This is a genomic window from Nitrospiraceae bacterium (genome assembly GCA_020632595.1).
Lineage (GTDB): Bacteria > Nitrospirota > Nitrospiria > Nitrospirales > UBA8639 > Nitrospira_E.
Genome location: JACKFF010000004.1, coordinates 27475 through 42462, shown reverse-complemented (window position 1 = coordinate 42462; position 14988 = coordinate 27475). Strand labels below are relative to the sequence as shown.

Here is a 14988-nt window from a genome sequence, read left to right as displayed (position 1 = left end):
TATATGGTGGCAGGAGTGGGTATGCCGTAACCAATGCCTACTGAATCTCCCAGTCTGAGGGGGCAGAGCCAGGGAAACCCACGCTTGAAATCGATGCCCCATTCATCAACCAGACGGCCACGGTCCCGCTCCGTCCATTGCGCCAGATAACATCCGATCTGCCATCGCCATTGATATCCCCGACTTGAGAAATCTGCCATGCTAAGGGCACCCCGCCAGGAAAACCGGGCGCAGCAATGGTGGTCCCATTCATCATCCAGATGGCGGTACTGCCGTCAGTCGTATGGCGCCAGACCAGATCGGCTTTGCCATCCCCGTTCACATCGCCCACGCCTGCAATCTCAAATGCCGTCGACGCACTGCCGGGAAAGCCCACACCCGTGATACCTAATCCGTTCATCAGCCACACCGCCACGGTGCCGCTCCCACCATTGCGCCAGATAACATCCGCCTTACTATCCCCATTCACATCGCCCACACCCGCGATTTGCCAGCCTACCGGCACCCCGCCCGGAAAACCAGGAGCAGCGATTTTCGTTCCGTTCATCAGCCAGATGGCGGTACTGCCATCAGTCCTGTTGCGCCAGACCAGGTCGGCTTTCCCATCGCCGTTGACATCGCCCACGCCGGAAATTTCAAACGCCGTCGACGCGCTTCCGGGAAAACCCACGGACGTCACCGACACGCCATTCATCAGCCACACGGCTACGGTGCCACTTGTACTATTGCGCCAGATGACATCCCCCTTGCCGTCTCCATTCACATCGCCCACACCCGCAATCCGCCAGGCCGCGGGCACCCCGCCCGGGAACCCTGTAGCTGCGATCGTCGTTCCATTCATCAACCAGATGGCCGTGCTGCCATCTTGGGTGTTTTGCCAGATCAGGTCAGTCGTGCCGGACGCGTCCAGATCGGCCAAAGCCGGAGTACCTGTACCCGTAGTCGTATTCGTGGGAGGCACCAACGTCAAGGCCGTCGTGACAAAAAAGTCCGGGCCCGAGAGGGCAATGGCTTTTCTGGCCTTCGTGGTTCGATGAATCTGTTCAAACAAAATATTCTTGGTAAATCCAGAGGTTACTTTATGTTGCCCGGAGAGATGATACAGGAGGTCCGAGGACGACCCTACCCCTATGGTTTCACTCTCGCGGAAATTCGGTTGCCCCGCTACGGCGCCGGCCGAGACATCCAGAAATTCCGTCGTGGCCCCCGTCGTTTTATTCACCGTATAAATCCTGGCCGGAGCCACAGCCCCACCGGATACGGGTCGGTTATCCGTGATGGCATAAAGCGTCCCGGCCGCATCAAACGCCAGATCCATGAAGTTTCCAAACAGTTTCGCCTTTTGCGTGGCGACGCCGGTCGTCGGATTGATCGTGACTAGCCGACGGAGAGTATTCACCTCGGAAGTCACCACGAGTAACCCCCACAGTTGGTTGGTTCCGGGCTCCGTGGCCAGACCTCGCCCTCCTTCTAAGGATTCTCCGGTCGATAAGGACAGGCGGATCGTGGCCAGCGTGGCCCCGGTGCTGGGATTGAGCCGATACAAATTCGGCGGAGTCCCCGCTTGTTTGGCAAGCGTCAGCTCTTCTACGGAATACAAGTTGGACCCGACATAAGCCAAGCCATGTGTGCGGTGCGTGAGATCTCCAATTTTGGACACCACCCCATCGGTACGAAGTCGATAGAGGCTATTCACCAGCGGCCCGGTCTTGGGATCATTTTGCACTCCCATGAGTAGAACCGGTGGACCGGAGGATATGACCAAACCGACGCCACTACCTGGTGAAACATTCGTCCCCGCTGTGGGGTTTTGACTGATCACATTTCCGGAAGCCACGGTGTCGCTAAAAACTGACGTCACATTCCCCACCGTCAAGCCTACACCGGCAATGGCCGCTTGTGCCGCAGCCTGCGATTTATTGACCACATTGGGCACGGCCGTTCCCACCGATACCACCAGAGCAACTGCACTGCCTGGGGCCACATTCGACCCCGCTGTCGGATTTTGACTGATAACGTTCCCGATAGCCACCGTTTGACTGTTGGCCGATGTCACCGTCCCAACTTTCAGCCCTGCCGTGGTCAGCGCTGTTTGCGCACTACCTTTCGAACTCCCGACAACATTAGGGACCTTTGCCCCAAGGGACACTACCAAGGCTACCGCACTTCCTGCTTCCACTTTCGCCCCTGCTGCCGGATTCTGACTTATAACTTTGCCCACAGCCACACTGGAACTATTGGCCGATGTTACCGTGCCCACAGTCAGGCTGGCTGAGGTAATCTCCGTTTGCGCCGCCGCTTGCGTCAATCCCACCACATTCGGCACCTCCACCCCCGAGGACACCACCAGTGTCACAGCAGTCGCTGGAGCCACATTGGTTCCAGCCGCCGGTGATTGACTGATGACCGTGCCGGCCGGCACCGTTGTACTGTTAGCCGTTGTCACGGTCCCCACGGTCAAACCCGAACTGGTAATGGCTGCTTCCGCCGCGGCCTGCGTCAAGCCGACCACATTGGGCACCTTCGCCCCAAGGGACACCTCAAGAGCTACCGCACTACCCGGAGGCACATTACTTCCTGCAACCGGCGTTTGACTGATAACCGTGCCCGCCGGCACCGTGGCACTATTGGCTGTCGTCCCTGCCCCAACCGTGAGACCGGCTGCCGTAATGGCAGTTTCCGCCGCGGCTTGGGTCAATCCCACCAGATCCGGCACCGCGGTACCCAGGGAGATCACGAGGGTGACGGTATTCCCCGGCAACACATTGGCACCTGCTGCGGGAGTTTGGCTGATAACATGGCCGATGGGCACCGTGGCACTATTGGCTGTCGTCCCTGTCCCTACCGTGAGACCGGCTGCCGCAATGGCGGTTTGGGCGGCCGTCTGCGCTAACCCCACCACGTTTGGCACCGTCGCTCCAGATATCGCCAGATCCACCGGACTGCCCGATACCACATTGATTCCGGCCGCCGGATCTTGACTAATCACTGCGCCGACGGGCACCGTGGGGCTATTGACCGGCGTCACGCCCCCCACAGAAAGGCCCGAGCTAATAATAGTGGCCTCTGCTGTGGCTTGTGGGCTTCCGACCACATCGGGGACCTCTACGGCACCTGCCGTTACAGGTAGGCCATAGATAAGAAAGAGCAGGCTCACAAGAAAGCCGAACGGCAAAAGGATCGAGGCATGATCTCTTTGCAATTTCTGACAGGTAAAATTCAACATCGATTTGTTCTGGTGCAGAACTTTCATAAGATTCATATCGTTGACTCCATTCAGCAAGAATCAGCTGCCCAGTCCACGGCGCCCCAGGCTCACCTGGTTACACCCCCAACCTACGCGCCTGACCCATGGATTGCCGTTGCGTTTTGCGGTGAAATGAAAGAAAAGTGCTTCGTTATCTCTGCAATGGGGGAGGGTTTGGTCGTGTTGTTAATCAGATGGGCGAAAGATTTCTGATCAGGAACACGGAAAAAATAAAGCCGAGTATAACATGAGAGTGTTGGCGCGTTCCATCCTTAGCAGATGAGCCTGGTAGTCCCCATCCAACCGGAATTATTTACTGAATCTCCCAGACTGAAGAAGCCGAACCGGGGAAACCCACCGCCGAAATTGCCAATCCGTTCATCAGCCAGACGGCCACCGTGCCATTCGGGCCATTGCGCCAAATGACATCCGCCTTGCCATCCCCATTCACATCACCGACTTGAGAAATTTTCCACGCCAAGGGAACTCCGCCAGGAAAACCGGGGGTAGCAATCGTGGTCCCATTCATTAACCAGATGGCCGTGCTGCCATCAGTCTGGTTGCGCCAGACCAGGTCGGCTTTGCCATCCCCATTCACATCGCCCACGCCCGCAACCTCAAACGCCGTCGAGGCACTGCCCGGAAAGCCGACCCCCGTGATACTTAACCCGTTCATCAACCACACTGCTACGGTACCGGCGGTATTGCGCCAGATGACATCCGCTTTGCCATCGCCGTTCAGATCGCCCACGCCCGCAATTTTCCAGGCCAAAGACAACCCGCCAGGAAAGCCGGAGCCGGCAATGGTGGTCCCGTTCATTAACCAGATGGCCGTGCTGCCATCAGTCTGGTTGCGCCAGACCAGGTCGGCTTTGCCATCGCCATTCACATCGCCCACGCCCGCAACCTCAAACGCCGTTGACGTACTGCCCGGAAAGCCCACGGACGTCACCGACACCCCGTTCATCAACCACACGGCCAACGTGCCGGTGGCATTGCGCCAAATGACATCCGCCTTGCCATCGCCGTTCAGATCGCCCACGCCCGCAATCTGCCAGGCCAGCGGCACCCCGCCTGGAAAACCAGAGGCCGCGATTCTCGATCCGTTCATCAACCAGATCGCGGTGCTGCCATCAGTCGTATGCCGCCAAACCAGGTCGGTCGTACCGGACGCATCCAGATCCGCTAGGGCCGGAAGATTTGGACTCATGGGTGGCACCAACGTCAAGGCCGTCGTTACAAAAAAGTCCGGACCCGTGATCGAAATTGCGTTTCTGGCTTTATTGTTCAGATTGATCGCTTCAAACAGAATATTTTTAGTAAATCCGGACGTCACCTTATGCTGCCCCGAAAGGTGATACAACAGATCAGATGAAGTCCCCACCCCAATCGTTTCACTTTCTCGAAAATTCGGTTGTCCCGCCACGGCGCCGGCCGAGACATCCAGAAATTCCGTGGTGGCCCCCGTCGTCTTATTCACCGTATAAATTCGGGCGGGAGCCACAGTCCCGCCGGATACGGGTCGGTTATCCGTGATCACATACAGCGTCCCGGCGGCATCAAAGGCCAGATCCATAAAGTTTCCAAACAGTTTGGCCTTTTGCGTGGCCAGACCCGTGGTCGGATTAATCGTCACTAGCCGGCGGGCATTGTTCACTTCGGATGTCACCACGAGCAACCCCCACAACTGATTGGTTCCAGGCTCCGTGGACAGCCCTCGTCCGCCCTCTAACGATTCGCTCGTGGACAGCGAGAGAGAGATCGCCTCCAGCGTAGCCCCGGTGTCGGGATCAAGCCGATACATCTTTGGCGGCGTCCCAGCCTGTTGGGCAAGCGTCAGTTCTTCCACGGAATACAGGTTGGACCCGACAAAGGCCAAGCCATGGGTACGGTGCGTCAGATCTGCGATTTTGGTCACCACCCCATCGGTGCGAATTCGGTAGAGACTATTCACCAGCGGCCCGGTTTTGGGATCATTTTGCACCCCCATAAGAAAAGCCGGCGGTCCGGAGGAAATCTCCAGGGCCACTCCACTGCCAGGCGCCACATTTGTCCCCGCCGGCGGATTTTGACTAATTACGGTTCCAAGAGGAACGGTGTCGCTAAAAACCGCTGTCACCGTCCCTACAGTAAGGCCAGCCGAGATCAAAGCCGTGTGAGCGACACTTTGCGTCAAGCCCACGACATCGGGTACCTGAGCCCCTAGCGATACCACCAGGGCCACCGCACTGCCAGGCGCCACATTGTTTCCAGCTGTCGGATTTTGACTGATGACCGCACCAATTGCCACGGTTGGACTCGTGGCGGTGGTCACCGTTCCTACCGTCAATCCCGCCGCGGTAATTGCGGCTTGCGCCGCGGCCTGGGTCAAACCCACGACATTCGGGACTGCGGCGCCCAGGGAGACCACAATGTTCACCTTGCTGCCCGCTGTGACACTGGTGCCTGACGCAGGAGTTTGACTAATAACTCTCCCAATGGGCACCGTCGCACTTGTGGCAGTCGTTACGGTGCCCACTGTCAAACCGGCCGTGGTTATCGCGGATTGCGCGGCCGACTGGGTCAAACCGACCACATTCGGCACCACCGGCCCCAGGGACACCACTAACGCCACGGCACTGCCTGGTGCCACATTGTTTCCAGCTGTCGGATTTTGACTGATGACATTTCCCGCGGAGACCGTCGCACTAGCGGAAGTGGTCACCGCCCCGACTGTTAACCCGACATTCGTAATTGCCGTCTGGGCGGCAGCTTGCGTCAAACCCACGACGTTCGGCACAGCAGTACCCAGGGAGACAACAATGTTCACCGCACTGCCTGCTGTGACACTGGTTCCTGGTGCAGGAGTTTGACTAATGACCCTCCCAATGGGCACCGACTGACTATTGGCCGAGGTCACCGCGCCCAGTGTCAGCCCGGCATTGGTAATCGCCGTTTGCGCGGCCGACTGGGTCAAACCCACCACATTCGGCACCGCCGGCCCCAGGGACACCACAAAGGCCACGGCACTGCCTGGCGCCACATTGCTTCCGGCCCCTGGGTTCTGACTGATAACATTCCCAGTCGGCACCGATGGATGACTGGCTGTTGTAATGGCCCCTACCGTCAAACCGGCATTGGTAATCGCCGTTTGCGCGGCCGACTGGGTCAAACCCACCACGTTCGGCACCGCGGTTCCCAAAGACACCACAAAAGCCACGGTACTACCAGGCTCCACATTGGTTCCCGCCGCCGGATTCTGACTGATGACGTTTCCAATAGACACGCTCGCACTATTCGCGGACGTCACCGTCCCCACGGTGAGACCCGCATTGGTAATGGCGGTTTGAGCATTGCCCTGTGTGATCCCCACCACATTCGGCACCGACGCGCCCAGGGACACCACCAAGGCTACGGCACTGCCCGCCGCGACATTGGTACCCGCCGCCGGGTTCTGACTGATGACATTTCCAATGGCCACGGTCGTATTGTTCGCCATCGTCACCGTGCCCACCGCAAGGTTGGCACTGGTAATCGCCGATTGGGCCGTGCCTTGAGGCAATCCCACGACATTTGGCACGGCGACACCCACAGACACCACAAAGGCCACCGCATTACCCTGAAAAACAGGGGTCCCCGCTGCCGGAGCCTGACTAATGACGTTTCCAATAGGGACGGTCGCACTATTTGCGGTCGTCACCGTCCCCACGGTGAGACCCGCATTGGTAATAGCGGTTTGGGCATTGCCCTGTATGACCCCCACCACATTAGGCACCGCCACACCGGAAATCACGAGGTCCACCGGACTGCCCGGCACCACATTGATCCCAGCTGCCGGATCCTGGTTGATGACGTTGCCAATGGGCACCCCACCATCAATGGCTGCCGTCACATCGCCCACAGTGAGACCGATGTTTATAATCTCTGACTCTGCTGTGGCCTGTGGGCTCCCGATAAAATCAGGAACTTCCACGGCTCTTGCTGTCGCTGGAAAAATAAAGTTGAGGAAGACGAGGCTTACGAATACCACCATCCACAAAAAGATCGACTTGCGACCTCTTTGCAACTTCTGGTGGGGTAGATTCAACCCGTTCAGGTGCTGAACCTTCATCACATCCCTTGGGGACCCGGTCGTGAAATAAATTACGTGGCGGAAAGATACCTGATTATGCGCATAAGAGAAATAAAATGTAAGTTAAAAGTGACAAATACAGAAAATTGATGTGCTCTTGTTCGATGACCTTGGAAGGCCAATCAGCTCAAAAGAACTATGCTACTGAATTTCCCAATCGGAGGGAGCCGAACCCGGAAAACCTACGGTCGAGATCGATAACCCGTTCATCAACCAGACCGCCACGATGGCACTTGTATCATTGCGCCAGATGACATCGGCATTACCATCTCCATTTACGTCGCCGACTTGAGAAATTTGCCACGCAACGGGCACGCCCCCCGGGAAGCCGGCTTTGGTAATGGTGGTCCCATTCATTAACCAAATTGCCGTACTGCCATTACTCTGGTTGCGCCAGATCAAGTCCGCCTTTCCATCGCCGTTCACATCGCCAACCCCCGCCATATCAAAAGCGGTTGGGGCTACTCCGACAAAGCCTACCTCGGTCACTGATGACCCGTTCATCAGCCACATAGCCACTCCCCCGCTCGTGCCATTGCGCCAAATGACATCCGCTCGACCATCCCCATTGACATCGCCCACCCCCTCGATTTGCCAGGAAAGGGGCACGCCCCCGGGAAAGCCGGAGGCGGCAATGGTGGTCCCGTTCATTAACCAAATTGCGGTACTGCCATCAGTGATGTTACGCCAGACAAGGTCGGCTTTTCCATCGCCGTTCACATCGCCCACGCCTGCAATCTCAAACGACGTCGACGTACTTCCGGGAAAGCCCACGGCCGTGACCGCCACTCCGTTCATCAGCCACACGGCCACGGTGCCTGTGGTATTACGCCAGATAACATCCGCCCTGCCATCGCCGTTGACATCGCCCACGCCCGCGATCTGCCAAACTTTCGGTACCCCGCCCGGGAAGCCGGAGGCGGCGATCGACGCGCCATTCATCAACCAGATCGCGGTGCTGCCATCACTCTGGTTGCGCCAGATAAGATCAGCCGTGCCCGAGGCATCCAGATCTCCCAATGCCGGAGGACTCGTAGGCGGCACCATGGTCAAGGCGGTCGTCACAAAAAAATCCGGCCCTGTGAGAGGCACCGCCGTTCTGACTTTTGTGGACCGATGAATCGTTTCGAACAGAATATTCTTTGTAAATCCTGAGGTCACCTTATGCTGACCGGAAAGATGATACAATAGGTCGGAAGAAGCCCCTATCCCAATCGTTTCACTTTCTCGAAAATTCGGTTGTCCCGCCACGGCACCGGCCGAGACATCCAGAAATTCCGTGGTGGCCCCTGTCGATTTATTCACCGTATAAATCCGGGCCGGAAACACCTTCGCTCCGCCAGGCACCGATCGATTGTCCGTAATCGCATAGAGCGACCCGGAAGCATCAAAGGCCAGGTCCATAAAGTTTCCAAACAGTTTGGCCTTTTGTGTAGCCATTCCCGTCGTCGGATTAATCGTGACTAAACGCCTGGCACTATTTACTTCGGACGTCGCCACAAGCAACCCCCAGAGCAGATTGGTCCCGGGTTCCGTGGCTAACCCCCGCCCGCCCTCTAACGATTCGCCTGTCGACAAGGACAGAGGGATCGTGGCCAGAGTAGCCCCGCTTTCCGGATTCAACCGATACAAATTCGGCGAAGCTCCAGGTCGGGGAGAAAGAGACAGTTCCTCAACCGAATACAACGTAGTCCCGACATAGGCCAAGCCATGGGTACGGTGCGTCAGATCTCCAATTTTAGTTACGACTCCATCAGTGCGAAGGCGGTAAAGGCTATTCACCAGGGGTCCGGTCCTGGGATCATTTTGCACCCCCATAAGAAAAACCGGCGGTCCTGACGAAATAACCAAGGCTACTGAATCGCCCGGAGCCACATTGGTCCCTGCTCCCGGCTTTTGACTAATGACGTCGCCAATTGGCACTGTGGGACTAATGCTCGTCGTCACCACCCCCACTGTCAGGCCGGCCGCAGCCAAAGCCTTTTGAGCATCATTCTGCGACAAGCCCACCACATTCGGCACGGCGGCCCCAAGAGATACGATCAGGTCCACGGCACTGCCTGGAGCTACATTGTCCCCAGCTGACGGGGTTTGACTGATTACCGCACCAATCTCCACGGTCGGACTATTCACTGTGGCCACCGTCCCCACCGTCAAACCCGCACTGGTTATAGCGGTTTGGGCTGCGGCCTGGGTCAAACCCACCACATTCGGCACGGCGGCTCCAAGGGATACGACAAGGTTCACGGCACTACCCGCCGCCACCTTGCTCCCTGGCTGGGGATTTTGACTGATGACTCTGCCAATAGAGACTGTCTGACTGTTGCTTGAGGTCACCGTGCCCAACCTCAATCCTGCCGTGGTAATCGCGGTTTGCGCCGCGGCCTGGGTTAGGCCTACAACATTCGGCACCGCCGGTCCCGTCGACACCACCAGGTTCACCGCACTGCCCGCCGCCGCACTCGTCCCCGCCCCCGGCGATTGACTGATGACCCGGCCCGACGGCACCGTGGCATGACTGCTGGTCGTGATGGTCCCCACCTTGAGGCCCGCATTGGTAAGCGTGCTTTGCGCAGTGGCCTGCGGGCTCCCCACCACATTCGGCACCGTGACCGGCGCCGGCCCCGTCGACACCACCAGGTTCACCGCACTGCCCGCCGCCACACTCGTCCCCGCCCCCGGCGATTGACTGATGACCCGGCCCGACGGCACCGTGGCATGACTGCTGGTCGTGATGGTCCCTACCTTGAGGCCCGCATTGGTAAGCGTGGTTTGCGCAGTGGCCTGCGGGCTCCCCACCACATTCGGCACCGTGACCGGCGCCGGCCCCGTCGACACCACCAGGTTCACCGCACTGCCCGCCGCCACACTCGTCCCCGCCCCCGGCGATTGACTGATGACCCGGCCCGACGGCACCGTGGCATGACTGCTGGTCGTGATGGTCCCCACCTTGAGGCCCGCATTGGTAAGCGTGCTTTGCGCAGTGGCCTGCGGGCTCCCCACCACATTCGGCACCGTGACCGGCGCCGGCCCCGTCGACACCACCAGGTTCACCGCACTGCCCGCCGCCACACTCGTCCCCGCCCCCGGCGATTGACTGATGACATTCCCCGACGGCACCGTGGCATGACTGCTGGTCGTGATGGTCCCTACCTTGAGGCCCGCATTGGTAAGCGTGCGTTTTGCGCAGTGGCCTGCGGGCTCCCCACCACATTCGGCACCGTGACCGGCGCCGGTCCCCGTCGACACCACCAGGTTCACCGCACTGCCCGCCGCCACACTCGTCCCCGCCCCCGGCGATTGACTGATGACATTCCCCGACGGCACCGTGGCATGACTGCTGGTCGTGATGGTCCCCACCTTGAGGCCCGCATTGGTAAGCGTGGTTTGCGCAGTGGCCTGCGGGCTCCCCACCACATTCGGCACCGTGACCGGCGCCGGCCCCGTCGACACCACCAGGTTCACCGCACTGCCCGCCGCCACACTCGTCCCCGCCCCCGGCGATTGACTGATGACATTCCCCGACGGCACCGTGGCATGACTGCTGGTCACCGAGGCATGCACCGCCCCGTTGACTGATGACATTTGCTGCAGTGAGCCCGCATTGCGGGCTCCCCACCACATTCGGCACCGTGACCGGCGCCGGCCCCGTCGACACCACCAGGTTCACCGCACTGCCTGCCGCCACACTCGTCCCCGCCCCCGGCGATTGACTGATGACATTCCCCGACGGCACCGTGGCATGACTGCTGGTCGTGATGGTCCCCACTGCCAAGCCCGCCGCGGTAATGGCCCCTCAGCGACGCCTGCGGGCTCCCCACCACATCCGGCACCGTGACCGGCGCCGGCCCCGTCGACACCACCAGGTTCACCGCACTGCCCGCCGCCACGCTCGTCCCCGCCCCCGGCGATTGACTGATGACATTCCCCGACGGCACCGTGGCATGACTGCTGGTCGTGATGGTCCCCACTGCCAAGCCCGCCGCGGTAATGGCCCCCCTCAGCAGACGCCTGCGGGCTCCCCACCACATCCGGCACCGTGACCGGCGCCGGCCCCGTCGACACCACCAGGTTCACCGCACTGCCCGCCGCCACGCTCGTCCCCGCCCCCGGCGATTGACTGATGACATTCCCCGACGGCACCGTGGCATGATTGCTGGTCGTGATGATCCCCACTGCCAAGCCCGCCGCGGTAATGGCCCCCTCAGCAGACGCCTGCGGGCTCCCCACCACATCCGGCACCGTGACCGGCGCCGGCCCCGTCGACACCACCAGGTTCACCGCACTGCCCGCCGCCACACTCGTCCCCGCCCCCGGCGATTGACTGATGACATTCCCCGACGGCACCGTGGCATGACTGCTGGTCGTGATGGTCCCCACTGCCAAGCCCGCCGCGGTAATGGCCCCCTCAGCAGACGCCTGCGGGCTCCCCACCACATCCGGCACCGTGACCGGCGCCGGCCCCGTCGACACCACCAGGTTCACCGCACTGCCCGCCGCCACGCTCGTCCCCGCCCCCGGCGATTGACTGATGACATTCCCCGATGGCACCGTGGCATGACTGCTGGTCGTGATGGTCCCCACTGCCAAACCCGCCGCAGTAATGGCCCCCTCAGCAGACGCCTGCGGGCTTCCCACCACATCGGGGACAACTTCGGCCCATACTGTTGGCAACGCGAAGGTGGGGAACAACAAACCCACCAAGACCATGACCTTAAAAAATTGTATCAGCCAACCATGGACCTGACCGGTTCGTTTAAGTTTCCGGACATCCTTAAACTGTTGCTCTTCGGCGTACATGCGCAATGCCTCTTGGGGGTGGAAGCAAGCGAAACATCTCTGTCAGAGGGATGGAAAACACGGACATCTTTGCCGGGAAATCTTCCCTCAGATAAAAAATTATGGAAGCAGCCTAGCCGAACACCACTCTCTTTTCAATGTACCTTTGTTTCCCCCTTTTTATGATTTTATAGGCATCTGGCTAACGAGTTAAACCTTTAACAAAGATTAGTTTCTGACAGAGGGTTTTTGAAAAGTTTAATGGTGGAGCCGGCAAAATTTCCCGTACAGTCAATGAGACTGAGGACTTCAAGAGTCCTCGTGACCTCGCGCCATCTGAACGGTTGTCCCCCTCTCCTGAGATCCTTATAATGAGCAGCAGTATTCGCTCTATCAGTCTGATCACATACCCGACATGACAGGAAAAGGAGCCTACGACATGGAAAAGAATACAGCAGAGCAACCAACCACCGAAGTCCAGGATGATCCAAAAGCCCGCGAGCTGCTCCAAGCCGCCTTTGCTAAAACCGCACGGTGGCAACCGGACTTTAAAGGCTTTCAGGCCGACCTGCGTATTAATGTGAACGGAAAAGAAACCAAAGGGACGGTGACCGTAAAAGGGCCGCGGGAAGTGACGGTGGGTATCGATGATACCGAATTACAAACGTGGGCCCAAAACCAGATTGGAATGATTGCCGTCCATCGGGGGCCTAGAACGTTTCAGGAATCAGACGGGAAACATACCCTGACGTTAGGAGGAGAAGAACAGCACCCTTTAGGTCAACGGATCACCATTCATGGAGACGGAATGGGTTCATGGTACCGGGTGAAAGACAACCGCATTACCCAAATCAATCGAAATATGCCGCAGGCGGCTTTTACCATCAACGTGGAAGAGAGTGCAGTCACCCAGGATGGGCATTATCTCACCACACGATATACGGTCTATTATTTTTCTCCAAAAGACCGGTCACTGAAAAATGTCGACAGTTTTTCGGATACCCATATCAGAATAGGCAACTCAGACCTTCCAGCCACCCGACGCATCATTTCTTATGAAAACGGGGAAATCGTCGTGCGATCCCTCACGTTTGAAAATCACAAAATGCTGTCATAAAACAGAACCCCGGGCCAACATGAAGTCGGCCTGGGGTTTATGGATTGCTTATAGCGATGGATCTTCCCATCCCTACTCTCGAAATAAAAAGGGTTATGGAACGGGTGGACATTCTGGAAAGGCAGGGCAGGAAAACCGTACCACAAATATCTTCCCCACACATTTCACGATGCGTAAGGAAAAAAGAGGTCGCTCGGTCCAGTCCAGCTTCTTCAACGTAAGCCCTGACCTCCCGTTCCTCCCCCAAATCCTCCAAAGTTTCCGCCAAATCCCCCCTGACCGGTTCCCCAATATTCTCCCCTTTTCCAACGGGAAAACGGATGTCGCCGTTCAGGACGGGTGAACCGCCAGAGCGCGTAAACCATTAGCACCACCACCGCGATATTCATCCAAAAAGCGGCCGATCGCTGAGGCTTGGGTTTGTCCTTCTGAATAGGAGCCCGTGCGGCCAGCGTGGAAAGGGATACGGCAGACCGGTAGATATTGATCCCATACTCTCCAGAGCGGAACATTGGACGCAAATGCTTAAGAGAAATCTCATCCAATTGTTGGGGAGTCACGACCGACAAAAGGTTCTTCCCCACCACCACCACCGCTTGGCGTTCTTTGACCGCCACCAGTAACAGGATGCCACGCTCCTGTTGCGCCGTTCCAATCCGCCAGGCTTCATAGAGACGGGAGGCATACTCCTGGGCATGGGAAAGAGGGCTGATGCTCGGGAGGGTCACCACCAGCATTTCCACACCGGAAGACGATTCAAGATCTTTGCACACGGATCGAATTTGTTTGTGCCATTCCTCATCGAGCAGGTGGGCATAATCACTCACATACCCCAACGGGGTTGGGAGGTTTTGTTCCTGGGGAGTCATCCCCATTGAGACGGCAGAAAAAGCCAACACAACCACCAGAATGAGCGGACCGACAAGCCTTCTGGTGGGCATCATCCTACTCCGCTCTCCTGACGAACCGCCTGAACCTGTTTCAACAAACCCTCCACAGACTGAAGATACCGCTCATACACCTTGGACCATTCAAGAGAACCCGGACTATTCAGGCCTCGCTTCATCTGCAGGACTTCGACGAGGACCGTGGGGTCAAACTGCAGGGCATGGGGAAGACATTCAAGAATCTGCACATCTTTTCCCTTTGAGGGATGACCCAGGACCCGCAGAATACCCCGCACACATGGGAGAACGGAGGTAATGGAAAGCATAAGCAAAGCCCGGATGGCCTCGGGTCGTCCTTCCCCTTCAACAAATCGTTGCCGCATCCGGAACACATTCGCCAGGAGTTCATGCTCACATTGCCATCCCAATTGTGGACGATCAATGTGCCCTGCGCCGAACGGGTCTTTGCCGGCCAAGCGCACATGATGCTCTTGCATTTGAAAATATTCCAATGGGAACAGAGTACGGGTTTGGGACAATTCCTCCTGCGTCATCACCAGAGGCGCGACGATTTGATGCTTCCCCCATTTGCGATGTAATTGTCCTGCACGCTGGAGCCCGCTCACCGATAGTGCCCGGACCAGCACCAAAAAATTAAAATTGGATCGGCCGGCAATAAAATCCCCCCGAGCCGCGCTGCCATACAGAAGAAGGCTCTCTAAATCAGCCCCCCAATCCTTCTGAAGCTCTTTTACATATTGTTCGAGTGTTTCCCTCAGGTCTTCGGGAAGTTCGAGTGACGGCAATAGTGATGTCGGCATAGGATACGAGCCAAATATTGGAAAAA

The 14988-nt window shown here is 58.1% G+C and carries 7 protein-coding genes; 1 reads left to right on the top strand and 6 read right to left on the bottom strand.

The window, feature by feature from the left end; genetic code table 11:
* Positions 1–37: 37 nt before the first annotated feature.
* From H6750_09325 to H6750_09310, 4 genes are all read right to left on the bottom strand, one after another.
* Positions 38–3262, bottom strand: a complete 3225-nt coding sequence (locus H6750_09325) for a PASTA domain-containing protein (protein ID MCB9774508.1) — start codon at positions 3260–3262, stop codon at positions 38–40.
* Between the two features lie 298 nt (positions 3263–3560).
* The gene (locus H6750_09320) at positions 3561–7337 is read right to left on the bottom strand and encodes a PASTA domain-containing protein (GenBank protein MCB9774507.1); all 3777 of its coding nucleotides are present in this window, start codon (positions 7335–7337) and stop codon (positions 3561–3563) included.
* Positions 7338–7499: 162 nt separating this feature from the next.
* Entirely contained in the window at positions 7500–10943 is a 3444-nt protein-coding gene (locus tag H6750_09315) for a PASTA domain-containing protein (GenBank protein ID MCB9774506.1), read from the bottom strand.
* Between the two features lie 81 nt (positions 10944–11024).
* Positions 11025–12158, bottom strand: coding sequence for a PASTA domain-containing protein (locus tag H6750_09310; GenBank protein ID MCB9774505.1), 1134 nt, complete (start codon positions 12156–12158; stop codon positions 11025–11027).
* Positions 12159–12576: 418 nt separating this feature from the next.
* On the opposite strand from H6750_09310, the gene H6750_09305 reads away from it, so the two are divergent.
* Complete coding sequence (locus H6750_09305) at positions 12577–13254, top strand: DUF3386 domain-containing protein (protein MCB9774504.1); 678 nt, start codon at positions 12577–12579, stop codon at positions 13252–13254.
* Between the two features lie 212 nt (positions 13255–13466).
* On the opposite strand, the gene H6750_09300 is transcribed toward H6750_09305, so the two are convergent.
* Together H6750_09300 and H6750_09295 are read right to left on the bottom strand one after the other, a co-directional pair.
* A complete protein-coding gene (locus H6750_09300; protein ID MCB9774503.1) occupies positions 13467–14198 on the bottom strand; it encodes a TPM domain-containing protein in 732 nt (243 codons plus the stop codon).
* Positions 14195–14962: a hypothetical protein gene (locus H6750_09295; protein ID MCB9774502.1), complete on the bottom strand. Its 768-nt coding sequence runs from the start codon at positions 14960–14962 to the stop codon at positions 14195–14197. The genes H6750_09300 and H6750_09295 overlap by 4 nt, the downstream gene beginning before the upstream one ends.
* Positions 14963–14988 lie beyond the last annotated feature (26 nt).

Bases quoted from the DNA above. Each gene is read 5' to 3' on its own strand.
- H6750_09295 (MCB9774502.1), bottom strand. From the start codon at position 14,962: ATGCCGACATCACTATTGCCGTCACTCGAACTTCCCGAAGACCTGAGG.
- H6750_09300 (MCB9774503.1), bottom strand. From the start codon at position 14,198: ATGATGCCCACCAGAAGGCTTGTCGGTCCGCTCATTCTGGTGGTTGTG.
- H6750_09320 (MCB9774507.1), bottom strand. From the start codon at position 7,337: ATGAAGGTTCAGCACCTGAACGGGTTGAATCTACCCCACCAGAAGTTG.
- H6750_09325 (MCB9774508.1), bottom strand. From the start codon at position 3,262: ATGAATCTTATGAAAGTTCTGCACCAGAACAAATCGATGTTGAATTTT.
- H6750_09315 (MCB9774506.1), bottom strand. From the start codon at position 10,943: ATGTCATCAGTCAACGGGGCGGTGCATGCCTCGGTGACCAGCAGTCAT.
- H6750_09305 (MCB9774504.1), top strand. From the start codon at position 12,577: ATGGAAAAGAATACAGCAGAGCAACCAACCACCGAAGTCCAGGATGAT.
- H6750_09310 (MCB9774505.1), bottom strand. From the start codon at position 12,158: ATGTACGCCGAAGAGCAACAGTTTAAGGATGTCCGGAAACTTAAACGA.